Here is a 16544-nt window from a genome sequence, read left to right as displayed (position 1 = left end):
CCCTACTCCTGACCCGTCGGCTTCTCTAGTCTCACATACGTCATGGCTGCCCGCTAACCGGGTTCCGCCGGACGGCAATGCGTGACGGCCACCAGTTGGCCCGTCCGGCCAGCGCCGCGATGGCGGGAACGGTGACGGTGCGCACCAGGAAGGTGTCCAGCAGGATCCCCACCCCGATCACCACACCGCCCTGCACCACGGTGCCGATGCTGGAGAACAGCAGACCGGACATCGAGGCCGCGAAGATCAGACCCGCGGCGGTGATCACTCCACCCGTGGAACTCAGGGTGCGGATGATGCCGTAGCGCATGCTGTGCGGCGACTCGTCACGCATCCGGGAGACCAGCAGCATGTTGTAGTCGGCACCCACCGCGACCAGCACCACGAACGCCAGTGGCGGCACGCTCCAATGCAATTGCTGGCCGAGCAAAAATTGGAAGACCAACACGCCGACGCCCACCGCCGACAAATACGAAATGACCACGGTGGCAACCAGATACAGCGGCGCGACGATCGCGCGCAGCAGCGCCATCAACGTCAGGAGCACCACCAGCAGGGTGACCGCGATGATGAATTTGATGTCGTGCTGGTAGTAGTCCCGGGTGTCTTTGAGGCCGACGGTGTATCCGGCCATCGACACCTCGGCATCGGCCAAGGCGGTATTGGGCTGGGCGCCCCGGGCCGTGGCCGTGATCGCGTCGACCTGATCCACGGCTTGGGTGCTGAACGGGCTCAGTTTGCTTTGCACCAGGTACCGCACCGAGTGGCCGTCGGGTGAGATGAACACCTTGGCGGCCTCCTGGAACTGCGGCAGACGCAGCAGCTGCGCCGGGATGTTGAACCCGGCCATCGCCGGGTGGGCCGCGTCGTGCTTCAACGACAACAAAAACGCCGCCGACTCGCTGAGCCCCGCGCCCAGCTGCTTGACCTTGTCGACGAGTTGGGCCACCGCGTCGGCCACCTGCCGGCTGCCGCCGGCGAATTGGTCGGCGCCGTTTTGCAGGGTGGTCAGGTTGGACTGCAGGCCGCCGGGCCGATCCATTCCCATCGCCCGCAGCACGTCGTTGAGTTTGGCGAAGGCGTTGCGCAGCCGGTCGGTGGATGCTTTCAGGGCCCGTTTGTCGGGATAGGCCTGCAGTTGGTGGGACAGGTCATCGATCGCGTCGAGGTCGGCCTGACCGCGCGGACCCACCAATTGCTCGAACGTCGCGCGGGTGGCGCTGCACGACGAGTCGGCGTCGCAGACCGGGTTGCCCTGCAGCGCCGCCAGCACCGGGCCGATCCAGGCGAACATGTTCTTGGCGGCGGTGAAGTTCCACCCCATGGCGTTGCTGAGCGAGTTGACGTGGTCGACCAGCCGGGCCGCGATGTCGACCTGGTTGACCAGCGCGTCGCCGCTGTACTGGTTTTTCGTCGACGAGAACGCATTCTCCAGTTCGCGCACGCTGGCGGCGAGCTGGTTGACCTGGCCGCGGACGTCGCCGAGGTTGTCGGCCAGGGTGCCGGCCCCCCGGGCCAGGCGGTTGAGGTCGTCGGTCTGGTCGTTGATCATGGTGGACCCGCCGGCCAGCATGCTGCCGATCGCGCCGGCCTGATACGTGGCCCGGAATTGCTCCGGCACGTTCCCGGTGGGGCGGGTGATGCCGCTGACCACGCTGACGTTCGGCAGTTGGCTGACTCGATCGGCCAGCTGTTCCAGGTCGGCGAGGGCCTGCGGGGTACGAAGGTCGTGCGGTGACCGGATGAGGATGTACTCCGGGATGGACTGATTCACCGGGAAGTGGCGCTCCAGCGCGGCGTAGCCGACCGAACTCGGGGCCGACGGCCGCAACGCCTTGCGATCGTCGTAGTTGTAGCGCACCAGGCCCGCGCAGCTGGCCAGGATGATCAGCACCAGCACGCTGGCCACCAGGTGGGCCCGCGGCCGGCGCACAATGCGGATGCCCGAACGCCGCCACAGCCCGGTGGTCAGTTCGCGCCGCGGCCTGATCCAACCCCGCGGCCCGGCGAGCACCATGATGGCCGGCAGCAACGTCACGGCGGCGAGAAAGGCCACGCCGATCCCGATCGCCGACGAGATCCCGACCGTCTTGAACACGCCCATCCGGGCGAAGCCGATCAGCAGAAACGTGATCCCGACCGTACTGGCCGACGCGGTGATCACCTTGCCGATCGAGATCAGGGCCTTCCTGACCGCCTGATCGAAATCGTCCCCCCGGCGCAGAAAGTCGTGATAGCGGCTGATGAGAAAGACGGCGTAATCCGTCCCGGCGCCGGCCATGATCGCGCTCAGGAACACGATGGACTGGTTGGATACGCCCGAGCCCGTCAATTGCGAGTAGCCCGCCACGGCCGCCTGCGCGATCACCAGCGACAACAGGATCGTCACCAACGGCAGCAGCATCGTGACCGCACTGCGGTAAACGACCAGCAGGACGACGAGCACCAGAACGGCGATCGCCAGCTCGATCGGCAGTCGATCCCGCTCGCCCGCGACGGTGAGGTCGGCGACGGTCGCCGCGGGGCCGGTGAGGCTCACCGTCAAAGACGTTGCGGCCGGACCGTTTTCATGTTTTTCCAGGGTCTGTTTGACGATGCCGGCGATCCGGTTGAACGCCGCGTATGACTGCGGGGTGCCCAACTCGCCCGCGATGCCGACGGGCAGTACCCAGGCTTTGCGGTCCTTGCTGGTCACGGCCGAACGCAGCGGCGGCGCGCTGATGAAGTCCTGCACCATCACCACGTCACGGGTGTCCCGGCGCAGCGCGTCCACCAGCCTGCGGTAGACGGCTTCGTCGGCGGGGCCCAGACCCTTCTCGTCGGTCAACGCCACCAACAGCAGGTCATCCGAGCCCGATTCGTGGAACGCCTCGGTCATCTGGCGGGCGGCGACATTGGACGGTGCGTTGCCCGGCAAGATCGCCAGCGGATGCTTCTGGGCCATCTCGGCCAGGGACGGGAAGGCCAGCGGCAGGGCGACCGCCAATGCCGCCCAGAACCCGATCACCAGCCAGGGCCAGCGCACCACGAAATCGGCTATCCGGCGCATCTCGACCTCATCCCCGGCCGGCGCGGTCGGGGACATCCGGCGGCGGCACCCGCCGACGCCGCTGCCGAGCCGCGCGATTTTCCACGCGATCTTTCAGGAGCCATCGAACTAACCCACGCTACGCAACGCGCCCCCAATGCCCGGTGTCGGCGACCCGCCCGCATACGGACCTCATCGTCTCCGTGTAGCGGGCAACCGACTTGTGAGCGACCGGATTGTCCGGGTACATCATGGCCATGGCCGTGCCCTCGCCGTACCGGAACACGTAAATGGTGAGCTGATAGGAATACCGGCCGTCGGAGTAGATCCCGATGTTGTTGGCATAGCCGAGGTCGGCCGCGGCGAGCACGGCATTGAGGGGAGCGGCGCCGGCGTGGAAGAAATTCGAGACCGGAAAGTTGGGTTGCGGCCACTTCAGCCAGGGCGCCAATTCCAATACCCGGTAATAGGGCACCTTCGCCAATTGCTGGCCCGAATCGAACGAGGTCTGTGCCGTCCACGCGGCATCGGCGAACGAGGCCGCCGCGATGGGCACGGTGATCGGGACCAGGCCGGTGAACCAGCCCTGCGTCATGAAATTGTCCGTGGTTCGGCGGGTGTCCCGGGGGGTGAGGCCGTAATACGTGAGCGCGCCGGTGAGCTCGTGCTCCACCAGGGCGATGCAGGCGAACAAGCCGCCGATGAACCGCACGCCGACGGCGGTGCAGGCCGATTCGAATCGCTCCGTCTGTTCGGCGTCCATCACCAGCTCGGAGACCATGGCGCTGGCGGTCGCCTCGGACGGGTTGCCCAGCGGCAGCGGAAATTCCGGAAAGCTGCCATTGTTGTTCTCCGCGAAGTCGATCCACGCGCGGACTTCGGGCGAATCCACGGTCAACGCCGACGTGTACTCCCGCTCGCGGGCGCAAAAGTCGTCGAAGCTGCCGGCATCGGGCAGCTCGAGGGGTTCGCTGCCCGCGCTCGCCGCCGCATACATGCCGTTGGCCTCGAGCATCGTCGTGCCGATCAGCGTCGCGTCCCCGTGCACGTGATCCATGGCGGCGAAGAAAGTGAAATATTCCTCGTTTTGCACGACCCCGAACGTGAAGCAGCCCCACTCCAGCGGATTGGGTATCGCCACGACATGAGCGCGTATTTCCTCCGCCGTCATTTCGCCGTGGTGGATCGGGGCGAATTCGATGTCAGCGGGGTTGCTGACGGTGTGCCTGACGAACTCCCCATCGCCGCTGTGGTGGAACCAGCTGCGGAATGTGTCATGACGCCGCAAGTAGGCGTTGACGGCGTAATTCATCGCCGAGATATCGCAACGGCCCGGCACGTCACAGGTGGCGATGATTTGACGGGAAAAATCGAGCCCCGCCGCGGTCCGCTCGTGATAATTGCGCAAATGCTGGCCCTGCATGTAGCTGACCGGAACGGGACTGGCCGGCGCTTGGCGCACCTTCTCGGCCGCCGCGGCGGTCGGGTGCCAGGAGGTGACCGGTCCGGGGGTCGGTGTCCAATCACCGAGCGAGCCGATCGTGATTTTCCCGATGCGCAATCTGTTCTCCTCGGTCCGGACGGCCGCGGTTCGGCCCCGCTGGCGGCACCAACATAACCCCGGCGGCAATGGCCGTCGCCGCGAAGCGCGGATATGCGTGCAACGGCCGACCGGCACGGCGGTGTTGGCGGGACGGATCCGGCCCCGCGCCGGACACAGGCCGGCGCGGACACTTGACGATACCCGCGCGATTACCCGACGATACTGATGCAACGCTCCGCGGAGAAGACCCGTACTCGTTGACCTTGCAGATGCGCAACCGGAACGGCATGCGTACATTCGCTGTACGACTTGTTCGTTCGCTGCCACAGGTTTGCGTCGGTGATCCAGCAGCGGCTGGGCCGCGGTAAAGACCCTTGAGCTTGCTGGGAGTGTCGAGATGTCGGACGAACGCTGTGTGGGAGCGGGCTGATCATCGCACCTCTGAACGCGTCCGGACGCATGCATTGCGTTGCGGGACAAGGCATTCCGCGTGACGGTCGAAATCGATCGGATCCGATGAGGCGACCCTGTGGTTGCCGAGCGGACGGGCGGGAGACCTCGCGCTCGGTTGGTTGTCTGCGGTGGGATGGACAAGGGCCCCTCGGGCAGGCGGCTGTCAGCGGCCCGGCGGCGGCATCCGCCCGCCGGTCCGGTCCCGCGCTCGTGTTGTATCATCGCCGCCTATACCGAAAGCCTTCCTGCAGTCCATTCGATTGGCGGAAAGCGCGAATTTGGATGCGGTGCTTGAGGATATCGACGGCGTCTCGGGGTGTTGGCACTCCGAGCAGGGGCCGGTGAGTGTGCGGCCAGGAGCACGACGGTTGCCGGAGGCAGGACCTGGTACGGAACACCACGGCGGTGGTGCTTAAAGGCCGGCCCGCGACCATGGGTCCTTCGCTGGCTGAGAGAGAGAGGACAACCGCATGTCGACCGTCGAGGGTCTGAGGGACCCGGCGTCCAGTTTCGCGATCGTTGGCTATGCGGCGCGCTTTCCCGGCGCCGCGGACGCCGATGAATTCTGGCGGGTGCTGGCCGAAGGCCGGGACGCGGTATCGGAGGTGCCCAAGGACCGGTGGGACGCCGACGAGTTCTTCGACCCGGATCCCGACGCGCCCGGCAAAGTTGTCACCCGCCGGGCCGGTTTCGTCGACGACGTAACCGGGTTCGACGCGCCGTTTTTCGGCATGTCGGCGCGCGAGGCCAGGCTGTTGGACCCGCAGCATCGGCTGCTGCTCGAGACGGCGTGGCGGGCGGTGGAACATTCCGGCACCGCGCCAACGGATTTGGCGAACACCAACACCGGTGTGTTCATCGGAATATCCACCCACGACTACCTGGGGATGGCCTCCGACGAGCTGACCTACGACCAGATCGAGGCTTACACGGCGATCGGGACATCGTCTGCCGCCGCCGCGGGACGGATCAGCTATCGGTTGGGACTGCAGGGCCCGGCGGTCGCGGTGGACACCGCGTGCAGCTCGTCGTTGGTGGCGATCCATCAGGCGTGCCAAGCGCTGCGTCTGGGGGAGTGCGACCTCGCGCTGGCCGGCGGCGCGAACGTCCTGCTCACCCCGGCGACCATGATCACCTTTTCCCAGGCACACATGCTCGCGCCCGACGGGCGATGCAAGACCTTCGACGCGGCCGCCGACGGCTACGTCCGTGGCGAGGGATGTGGCGTCCTCGTTGTGAAGCGGCTCGAGGACGCGATCCGCGACGGCGACCGGATCCGGGCGGTAATCCGGGGCAGCGCCATCAACCAGGACGGCGCATCGGGCGGTTTGACCGTGCCGAACGGCGTTGCCCAGCAACGAGTTATCGCCGAGGCGCTGCAGCGCGCCGGCATCGCACCCGGCGACGTCGACTACCTGGAGGCGCACGGCACCGGCACCTCGCTGGGCGATCCGATCGAGGTCCAGGCCGCAGGTGCGGTGCTCGGCGCGGGGCGCGAGGCCAGCAGACCGCTGCTGATCGGCTCGGTCAAAACCAACATCGGACACCTGGAAGCGGCCGCCGGCATCGCGGGCGTGATCAAGGTGATCCTGGCGCTCGAGCACGGGATGCTGCCGCAACATCTGCACTTTCGCGATCCGTCGCCGCACATTCCCTGGGATCGGCTTGCGGTGCAGGTCGTCAAGGAGGCGACCGCGTGGCAACGCAACGGCCGGCCCCGCGTGGCGGGCGTCAGCTCATTCGGGTTCGCCGGAACCAACGCGCACGTCATCCTCGAGGAAGCACCCGACGGGACGGGTCGGGCCGCCGTACCACCGGCCGCCGTCCGGCCGCCCGGTCAGCGCCGGTTCCACGTACTTCCGCTGTCGGCGCGAACACCCGCCGCGTTGGTGCAGATCGCCGGCGAGTACCGCGACTGGTTGAGCGCGCATCCCGACACCGCCCTGGCCGACCTGTGCTTGACCGCCGGGGCGGGCCGGGCGCACTTCGAACACCGGGCCGCGCTGGTGGTGGATTCGACGGGGTCCGCCGGTGAGTTGCTCGCGGCGCTGGCCGACGACCGGCCGGCCCCGGGACTGCTGCGCGGGGTTTGCGAGGACGCGCCGAAAACGGCGTGGCTGTTCACCGGTCAGGGCAGCCAGTACGCCGGCATGGCCAGAGAGTTGTTCGACACCGAGCCGGTGTTCGCCGAGACGCTGACCCGCTGCGCCACGGTGCTCGCCGATGTTCTCGAAAAGCCGTTGCTGGACGTAATTTTCGATACGGATGACCCGGCCAGCGAAGCGACGTTGCGGCAGACCAGCTACGCCCAGCCCGCCTTGTTCGCCGTGGAGATGGGTCTGGCCCGGCTCTGGCAGTCGTGGGGCTTCGAACCCGACGTGGTGCTGGGCCACAGCGTCGGCCAGTATTCGGCGGCCTGCGTTGCCGGCGTGCTGCGCCTCGAGGATGGGGCGCGGCTGATCGCCGAGCGCGGCCGGCTGTTCGGCAGTTTGCCCGCGGGCGGTCGGATGGTGGCGGCGTTCGCCGCCGCGGCCCGCGTCGAGGGCCTCACCGACGAGTTCCCGAGCTTGTCGGTCGCCGCGTACAACGGTGCCAACACCGTGTTGTCGGGACCGGGGCAGGAGCTGGAGCAGGCGGTGGCCCGGTTGACCGCCGAGAAAGTCCGGTGCGACTGGCTCGACACCAGCCACGCGTTCCACTCGGCGCTGCTGGATCCGATTCTCGACGAGTTCGAGTCGTATGCGAACCAGTTCGATTTCGGTCCGCCCCAACGGATCTTGATCTGCAACCGAACCGGCTCCGCCCTGGGCAGGAGCGTGAAACTCGATGGGGCCTATTGGCGTCGCCATGCCCGCCAACCGGTCGAGTTCGCCAAGAGCGTTCACACCCTCGCCGACCTGTGCTGCAAGGTGTTGCTGGAGATCGGCCCCCAACCCGTGCTCACCGCCGCGGCCCTGCGGGCCTGGCCCGACCCGGCGACCGCGCCCCGGGCGATCGCATCCTTGCGCCGCAACACCGCCGACCACCGCCAGATCACCGAAGCGCTTGCCGAGGCCTACATTGTCGGCCACCTCCCGGACTTTGGTGCCGCCGTCGGTCCGGCGCGAAAGCTTGACCTGCCCACCTATCCGTTCCAGCATCGCCAGTACTGGTTCAGCGAGCAGCGGGTCCCGCCCGGCAGCCAACAAACCTCGACCCAGACCACGGCCGTCCGGCTTCTCGAGGACGGCCGGATCGCCGAACTCGCGGAGTTGCTCGACGGCGCGAGCGCCGATCAGCACACCCTCGATGTGCTGACGAAGCTTGCCGCACAACACAATCAACAGCGCAAGAGTCGGTCCATCGCCGAGGACCGCTACGAGATCCGCTGGGAGAAGTCCACGGTCCCTGGCCCCGAAGCCGAAGCCACCTGGCTCGTCGTCGGCGATGACGACGACGCCGTCGCGCCGCTGGTCGACGCGCTCACCGCGCGCGGGCACCAGCACCGGATTCTCGTGTTGCCCGCCTCCGACGCGGACGAGGAACGACTCGAGATCGTATTGCGCGCCGCGGCGGCGGAGGAAGCGCCGCTACGCATCGCGCTGGTGGCGGCGCTGGATTCCGGCACCGCACCATCGATGCGGTCGCTGCTGCGGATGCAGCACCGGGTACTGGCCGGAACACGGCGGCTCTTCCGCGCCGCGGCCGCCGCTGAACTGCGCCAACCGATTTGGTTGGTCACCCGCGGCGCGCAACGAGTCACCGACGCCGACACCGTGTTCCCGGATCAAAGCTGCCTGTGGGGATTCGGCCGGGCGGCGTCCCTGGAATATCCGCAATTGTGGGGCGGGCTGGCCGACCTGGCGCAGGGCAGCGCCGAGGAATGGTCCCGGTTGGTCAGGGTCGCGTCGGCGCCGCGCGACCCGGCCGTCGGGGAGGACCAGATCGCGCTGCGCGGCTCGGACATCTACGTTCCCCGGCTGACGCGACGAAGCGGGCAGCCGGCCGCGGCTGCGCTGACATTGCGTGCCGACGCAACGTATCTGGTGACCGGCGGGCTGGGTTCGATCGGACTGGAGATCGCCGGCCACCTGGCTGCGCAGGGCGCCCGGCACCTGGTGCTGACCGGCCGCCGCGCGCCGGGCGAAGCCGCACAGCGGCGCATCGACGCCCTCAGCCAACAGCACGGATGCGAAGTCCGGGTGATCGCGGCCGATGTCGCCGACGCCCACCACGTTGCGCGGCTGCTCGGCGCCGTGCGGGCCGAACTGCCGCCGGTGGCCGGCATAGTCCATGCCGCGGGCGAGATCGGCACCACCCCGCTGAGCGACCTCGAAGACGCCGAAATAGACCGGGTTTTCGCCGGGAAGGTCTGGGGTGCTTGGCATTTGAGCGAAGCCGCCGCCGACCTGCGGTTGGACTTCTTCGTCAGCACGTCCTCGATCGCCTCGGTATGGGGTGGTCTGGGTCAGACGGCGTACGGCGCGGCCAACGCCTTCCTCGACGGGCTGGCGTGGCGGCTGCGTGAGCAGGGCGTCAACGGGATCAGCGTCAACTTCGGTCCCTGGGCGGCGGGCATGGCCGACGAGAACGCCCGGGCGCGACTGGCTCAGCGCGGCATCAAGACACTCTCACCCGCCGACGCGCTGGCGGGTCTGGCCGATGTCATGGCGACCGCCGCCGCGCAGGGGGTGGTGGCCCGGATCGACTGGACCCGCTTCCTGCCGCTCTACCAGCAAGCGGGGCAGCGGTCGTTGCTGGCGGAACTGGTCCGGGAGATACCCGATTTCGCCCCGGCACCAACGCCTTCCGGGAAGACGGGGCTGGTCGAGCGGCTCGCCGGCGCGCCGGTACAGCAGCGCAGGAAACTCATGACGGAGTTTCTGCGCAACGCTGTCGCCGAGGTGACGCGCGTCGATGCCGCGGAGATCCGCGAGGACGCGGGATTCTTCGACCTCGGCATGGATTCGCTGATGGCCATCGAACTGCGCCGCCACATCGAGCAAGGCGTGGGCAAGCAGATACCCGCAACCCTGGCGATGGATTACCCGCGGCTGTCCGATGTCGCCGAGTACCTGCTCGGCGACGTGCTCGACCTGCGCGGGCAGCCGGACGCCAAACCCGCACCGCCGGCGGGCACCCCGGCGCCGGCCGGCCGCACGGACGAGCCGATCGCGATCGTCGCGATGGCATGCCGTTTCCCCGGCGCCGCTGATCCGGAAGCCTTCTGGGAGTTGCTGTCCGGCGGTGTCGACGCCATCCGGGAAGTCCCGGAAGACCGATTCGACATCGACGAGTTCTACGACCCGGATCCGGAAACCCCCGGCAAGATGTACAGCCGATTCGGCGGATACCTGGACCAAATCGACGAATTCGATCCGGAGTTCTTCGGTATCTCGCCGCGCGAAGCGGTGTGGATCGACCCGCAGCAGCGGCTGGTGCTGGAAACCGTGTGGGAGGGCTTGGAGCGTGCCGGGTATTCCCCGGCCGCGCTGCGCGGCAGCCGAAGCGGCATCTTCGTGGGGGTCGGCGCCAACGAGTATTCGCATCTGCTGTCCGCCGAGTCGGTGGACAAGATCGAGCCGCACTTCATCACCGGCAACGCGCTCAACGCCATCTCCGGCCGGGTCGCCTTCGCGCTGGGTCTGGAAGGACCCGCGGTGGCCGTCGACACCGCATGCAGCTCGTCGCTGGTGGCCGTGCATCAGGCCTGCCAGGCATTGCATTCCGGTGACTGCGATTTGGCGTTGGCCGGCGGTGTCAACGTGCTGCTGAGTCCGGTGTCCAACATCGCCGCGTCGCGCGCCCGGATGCTTTCACCCGTCGGGCGATGCAAGACCTTCGATGCCACCGCCGACGGTTATGTGCGCAGCGAAGGCTGCGGGATCCTGGTGCTCAAGCGGATGAGCGACGCCGTGCGCGACGGAGACCGGGTGTGCGCGGTCATCCCGGCCAGCGCGGTCAACCAGGACGGCGCGTCCAGCGGTCTCACGGTGCCCAATGGTGGTGCACAGCAACGGCTTATCGCCACGGCGCTGAGCCGCGCCGGCCTCTCCGGCGATGACGTCGACTACCTCGAGGCGCACGGGACGGGCACCGCGCTGGGGGATCCGATCGAAGTGCAGGCGGCCGGGGCCGTCTACGGCGCCACCCGGGACACCGACCGGCCGCTGCTGATCGGATCGGTGAAGACCAACATCGGCCACCTCGAGGCGGCCTCCGGGGTCGCCGGCCTGATCAAGGTCGTGTTGTCGCTGCAGCACGAAATGCTCCCGCAGAGCCTGCATTTCGAGACCCCGTCGCCGCATATCCCGTGGGACTCGCTGCCACTGCGGGTGGTGGACAAGGCGGTTCCCTGGCAGACCAACGGCCGGCCGCGGCGAGCCGGGGTGAGCTCGTTCGGGTTCACCGGCACCAACGCACACGTGTTGATCGAGGAGGCGCCGCAACCGGTAACGACGCAAGACGCCACCCCGGCAGCCGAATCCGACGCACGCCCGGTCGACGTGCTGCCGCTGTCCGCGCGGTCACCGGAGGCGCTGCTGGCGCTGGCGCAGCGGTACGGGGAATGGTTGCACGCTCATCCCGACGCGGACATCGGCGATCTGTGCTTCACCGTCGGGGCCGGGCGTGCGCATTTCGAGCACCGGGCCGCGCTGGTGGTGGATTCGGTGCGCAGCGCACGCGAGGCGCTGGCCGACCTCGCCGACAACCGAACCCGGCCGGGAGTTGCGCGCGGCGAGTGCACCGACCCGCCGACGACGGCGTGGTTGTTCACCGGACAGGGCAGCCAATACCCGGGGATGGCGCGCGAGTTGTTCGACGCCGAGCCGGTTTTCGCCGAGACGGTGACGCGCTGCGCGGACGCCGTCGACGGGCTGCTGCCGCGTCCGTTGACCGAGGTGATCTTCGCGACCGACAAGGACACCGGTGGTGAGGCCGGAAAAACCCTGCGGAATACCGCTTTTGCGCAGCCCGCGTTGTTCGCCGTCGAGATGGGCCTGGCCAGGCTGTGGCAATCCTGGGGTGTCGAGCCCGACGTGGTGCTGGGGCACAGCGTGGGCCAATACGCGGCGGCTTGTGTCGCAGGCGTTTTCAGCCTCGAGGACGGGGCGCGGCTGATGGCCGAGCGCGGCCGGCTGTTCGGCGGCCTGCCCGACGGCGGCCGGATGGTGGCGGTGTTCGCCGACGCCCAATACGTCGAGGAGCTCGCCAACGACTGCCCCCGGGTGTCGGTGGCCGCCTACAACGGTCCCAACACGGTGCTCTCGGGTCCCGGCGCGGATCTGGAACAGATCGTGGCCCGCGGTGCCAGTGACGGGATCCGGTGCAGCTGGCTGGAAACCAGCCACGCCTTCCACTCGGAGCTGCTGGACCCGGTGCTCGATGAATTCGAGTCGTATGCGGCGCATCTGGACTTCGCCGTACCCACGCTGCCGCTGGTCTGCAACCGCACCGGTACGGTGCTCACCACCGAAACCCCGCTCGACGCCCGCTATTGGCGGCGGCATTCCCGCCAGCCGGTGCAGTTCGCCGAAAGCGTGCGTACCGTCGCGGCGCTGGGCTGCACGGTGCTGATGGAGATCGGTCCGCAACCGGTGCTGACGGGGGCCGCGGTGCAGGTCTGGCCGGAACACCTGGCCGCGCCACGCGCGATCGTTTCCCTGCGCAAGGGCGTCGGCGATCGGCGACAGATCGCCGAAGGGCTGGCCGCGGCATACGTCAGCGGTCATCGTCCCGAGTTCGCCGCGCTGCATCGTCGACCGCGCCGCAAACTCGAACTGCCCACCTACCCGTTCCAGCGGCGGCGCTTCTGGCCCAAAGCTTCCGGCATCGCCGGCATCGATGGACAGGGCGCCGCGGCATCCGGGCTGCTGGGCAGCGCGAAGGAGCTCGCCTCCGGCGACTCCGTCTACACCAGTAGGTTGTCGGTGAAGTCGCAGCCCTGGCTTGCCGATCACGTGATCTACGGCACCGTCGTCGTCCCGGGCGCGACATATGCGGCGATGGCCCTGGCCGCCGTCGGGCCGCCGGCACGTGTGCAAAACGTCTACTTCTATGAGCCGATCATCCTGCCCGACAAGGCTTCTCGTGAAGTGCAGCTGAGTCTGCATCCGCTGCAGGAGGGCGGCTGGAGCTTCCGGGTGGACAGCCGCCCGTACGGCGTCCCCGATGCCGAATGGTCGTTGAACGCCGATGGCACCGTCGTCGCCGGCATCGAGGACGAGCCGGCGGCCGACCCGGCGGACCACATCGACGCCGTGATCGAGAGGTTGGACCGCAGCCGCCCGCAACTGCTGTTCGACAGCTTCGCCGAAAGCGAACTGGAGTGGGGGACCACGTGGTCCACCTCGCTGAAGTCGCTGTGGATGGGCGACGGTGAGGCGGTCGGCGACGTCACCGTGGGTGACGAACTCGCCGAGCACCTCGGGACGGAGCCCATGCATCCGGTGCTGCTCGACCTGTGCACCGGAGTCGTCTTCCCGGCGTTTCCCGCCCTTCTCGCCGCCGAACAGGGCTTCAATGATCTGTTGCTGCCGTTGCGGTACGGGCAGGTGTCCCTGCGGGAGAAGATGCCGCGGCGGTTCTATTGCCGCGGGAAATGGCGGCCCAGCGCGCTGGACAGCGAAACCCAAGTCTTCGACATCGATTTCATCGATCGGGACGGTCGCCACCTGGGTGGGATACGCGAGTTCACGGTCAAGCGCGCGCCCCGCGAGGCGTTGTTGCGGGGACTGGGCGGCGATGCCACCCGGCTGCTGTACACCCTTGGCTGGCATGAGGTTCCACCCCAGCCGTCGAACGATGGTGTCGCAAATCCAAGCGGGACATGGCTGATCGCCGGCTTCGACGAACTGGCGGCTCAACTGCCGGGCTGCATCCCATTCGACCGCAACACCGATCCGGAGTCCTTCGGGCAGCTGTTGGCGCGCGCCGAGGACCGCGGCGGCCGGGTCACCGGCATCGTCTGGCGCGCAACGCAATCCGGTGGACAGGAGTCGAGCGCCGAATCCGTGGCGCGGCTGGAAACCGAGATCGCCGGGCTTCTCACCGCCGTGCACGCCTTGCAGAACGCGGATGGCTCGGCGGTCAAGCTTCCCGGTGGCCTGTGGATCGTCACCGAACGGGGCGTGGCGACCGAGTCCGGCGAACCGGTCGACCCGGTGCAGGCGGCGCTGTGGGGACTTGGGCGCACCATCGTCAACGAGGAACCGGCGCTGCGGTGCAGGCTGGTCGATTCCGACGGGTCGGAGCAGGCCGTGCGGTCGCTGGCCGGTCTGCTCGGCGCGCCGCTGGACGAACCGGAACTGGCGGTGCGGCAGGGGAAACTCCTGGCATCCCGGTTACTGCCGTGGGCGCGCAGCGGTCATCTCGCGGTACCTCGCGGCACCGACTACGTCCTTGCCCCCACCGAACGCGGCGCGATCGACAACCTGCGGCTGATCGAGCAGGAGGCGCCGCCCCCGGCCGAGGGCTGTGTGCAGGTGCGTGTCGAGGCCGGCGGTTTGAACTTCCGGGAGGTGCTCAACGTGCTGGGCCTCTACCCGGGCGACCCGGGGCCGCTCGGCGGCGACTTCGCCGGCACCGTCACCCAATTGGGCAGCGGCGTTACCGGACTCGAGGTCGGCACGCGCGTCTACGGTTTCATGCAGGGCGCGTTCGCCAGCCGGTTCAATGTGCCGGTCCAGTTGCTGGCGCCGATTCCCGACGGCGTGAGCGCGGTGGATGCCGCGACCATTCCCGCCGCGGCGCTCACCGCCCGGCTCGCGTTCGACTGGGCCCAGCTGAAACCCGGTGACCGCGTGCTCATTCATGCGGCAAGCGGTGGCGTCGGATTGGCCGCCATCCAGCTGGCGCAGCGACACGGAGCGACCGTGTTCGCCACCGCGAGCACCTACAAACGCGCGACGCTGCGCAAGCTGGGTGTGGAATACGTCTACGATTCGCGCAGCACCGATTTCGCCGACCAGATCCTCGCCGACACCGACGGCGCCGGCGTCGACGTGGTGCTCAACAGCCTGACCAATGAGGGATTCATCGAGGCGACCGTGCGGGCCACCGCCCAACACGGCCGTTTCGTCGAGATCGCCAAGCGAGACATCTGGACCCGCGAGCAGATGGCGGCGGCCCGCCCCGATATCGCCTACGAGATCGTCGCGTTGGACTGGGCCTGCGTGGAACAGCCGGAGCACATTCATGCCCTGCTGACCGAGGTGTCGGACGGGCTGGCCAGCGGCGAGTGGAGGCCGTTGCCCGCCGAGATCTATCCGCTGGCCGAGGCGAAGACGGCGTTTCGCCGCATGCAGCAAGCAAGGCACATCGGCAAGATCGTGCTGCAGATGCCGAAACCGCTGCAACCGCGCGGTGATCGCAGCTATCTGATCACCGGTGGGCTCGGCGCGATCGGCCTGCACCTGGCGGCCTATTTGGCCCAGCTCGGCGCCGGCGAGATCGTGCTGACCAGCCGGCGTGCACCCGACGCCGCGGCGCGGCGGGCCATCGACGACATCACCGAGCGCTACCGGTGCCGCGTCCACACCTTCGCCGCCGACGTCGGTGACGCCGCGCAGGTCGAGCAGCTGCTGGCCCGGATCCGCGCCGAACTGCCCCCGCTGGCGGGAGTGGCGCATCTGGCGGGCGTGCTCGACGACGCGCTGCTGTCCCAGCAGAGCCCGGAGCGTTTCCGGGTGGCGTTGGCGCCCAAGGCATTCGGAGCCAGCTACCTGGACCATGCGACGAGGACCGACGATCTCGACTTCTTCATCGTGTCGTCCTCGGTGTCCAGCCTGCTCGGTTCACCCGGCCAGGCCAACTATTCGACCGCCAACGCGTGGCTCGACGGGCTGGTCGCAGCGCGACAGGCGCGCGGCTTGCCGGCGACCGGGGTCAACCTCGGGCCCTGGGCCCAAGGGGGGATGGCGTCGTCGGAGGCCGCGCGCGCCAACATCGGTGCGCAGGGACTCATTCCGCTGGAACCGACGGCCGCGCTGGCCGCGCTCGCCGAGGTCGTCGCCAACGGAACCGGGCAGGCGACCGTCATCAAGGCCAACTGGCAGCGGGCGGCGAAGCTGCTGGGCGGTGCTCGCCCACCGATTCTCGATCTCGTGCTGCCGAGCGCCGTCGGGGAGGCGAGTGGTGACAGCGAATTACTCAAGCAGTTGCAGGAGATCCCGGTGGCGCAGCGCGCCGCCTTCATCACCGAATTCCTGCAGCGCGAGGTGCAGGGTTTCCTGCGGCTCGCGCAGCCACCCGCCGCGACGAGCCGATTCCTGGACCTGGGCACGGATTCCCTGATGGCGGTCGAACTCCGCAACCGGTTGCACAGCCAATTCGGTGGCGCGTTCACGATCAACGCGACCGCGGTCTTCGACTATCCGACGATCGGTGGGCTGGCCGAGTATCTGGCAGGCCAACTGCCCGACGCGGAATCGGAGCCCGGTGCGGCGGTGGCCGCCAACCCGAATCCGGGCTCGGAAACCGGCACCGGTGAGGCCGAACCGGAACGTGAGGCGGCGCCCGAGCCGAGCTGATCCGGGCCGG

3 protein-coding genes are annotated in these 16544 nt (G+C 68.3%); 1 reads left to right on the top strand and 2 read right to left on the bottom strand.

Annotated elements, in window-relative coordinates; translation table 11 throughout:
• Window positions 1-40: 40 nt before the first annotated feature.
• Both MAA44156_RS12715 and MAA44156_RS12710 read right to left on the bottom strand, forming a co-directional pair.
• Entirely contained in the window at window positions 41-3049 is a 3009-nt protein-coding gene (locus MAA44156_RS12715; protein WP_080555735.1) for an MMPL/RND family transporter, read from the bottom strand.
• Between the two features lie 118 nt (window positions 3050-3167).
• Entirely contained in the window at window positions 3168-4589 is a 1422-nt protein-coding gene (locus MAA44156_RS12710) for a condensation domain-containing protein (protein WP_009976019.1), read from the bottom strand.
• 905 nt (window positions 4590-5494) lie between these two features.
• Between MAA44156_RS12710 and MAA44156_RS12705 the strand changes: the two genes are divergently transcribed.
• A complete protein-coding gene (locus tag MAA44156_RS12705; protein ID WP_009976021.1) occupies window positions 5495-16534 on the top strand; it encodes a type I polyketide synthase in 11040 nt (3679 codons plus the stop codon).
• The last annotated feature ends 10 nt before the right edge of the window (window positions 16535-16544 follow it).

Source organism: Mycobacterium avium subsp. avium (assembly GCF_009741445.1).
GTDB lineage: Bacteria > Actinomycetota > Actinomycetes > Mycobacteriales > Mycobacteriaceae > Mycobacterium > Mycobacterium avium.
The sequence above is the reverse complement of the archived record's forward strand: the minus strand, read 5'-3'. Positions and strand labels throughout refer to the sequence as shown.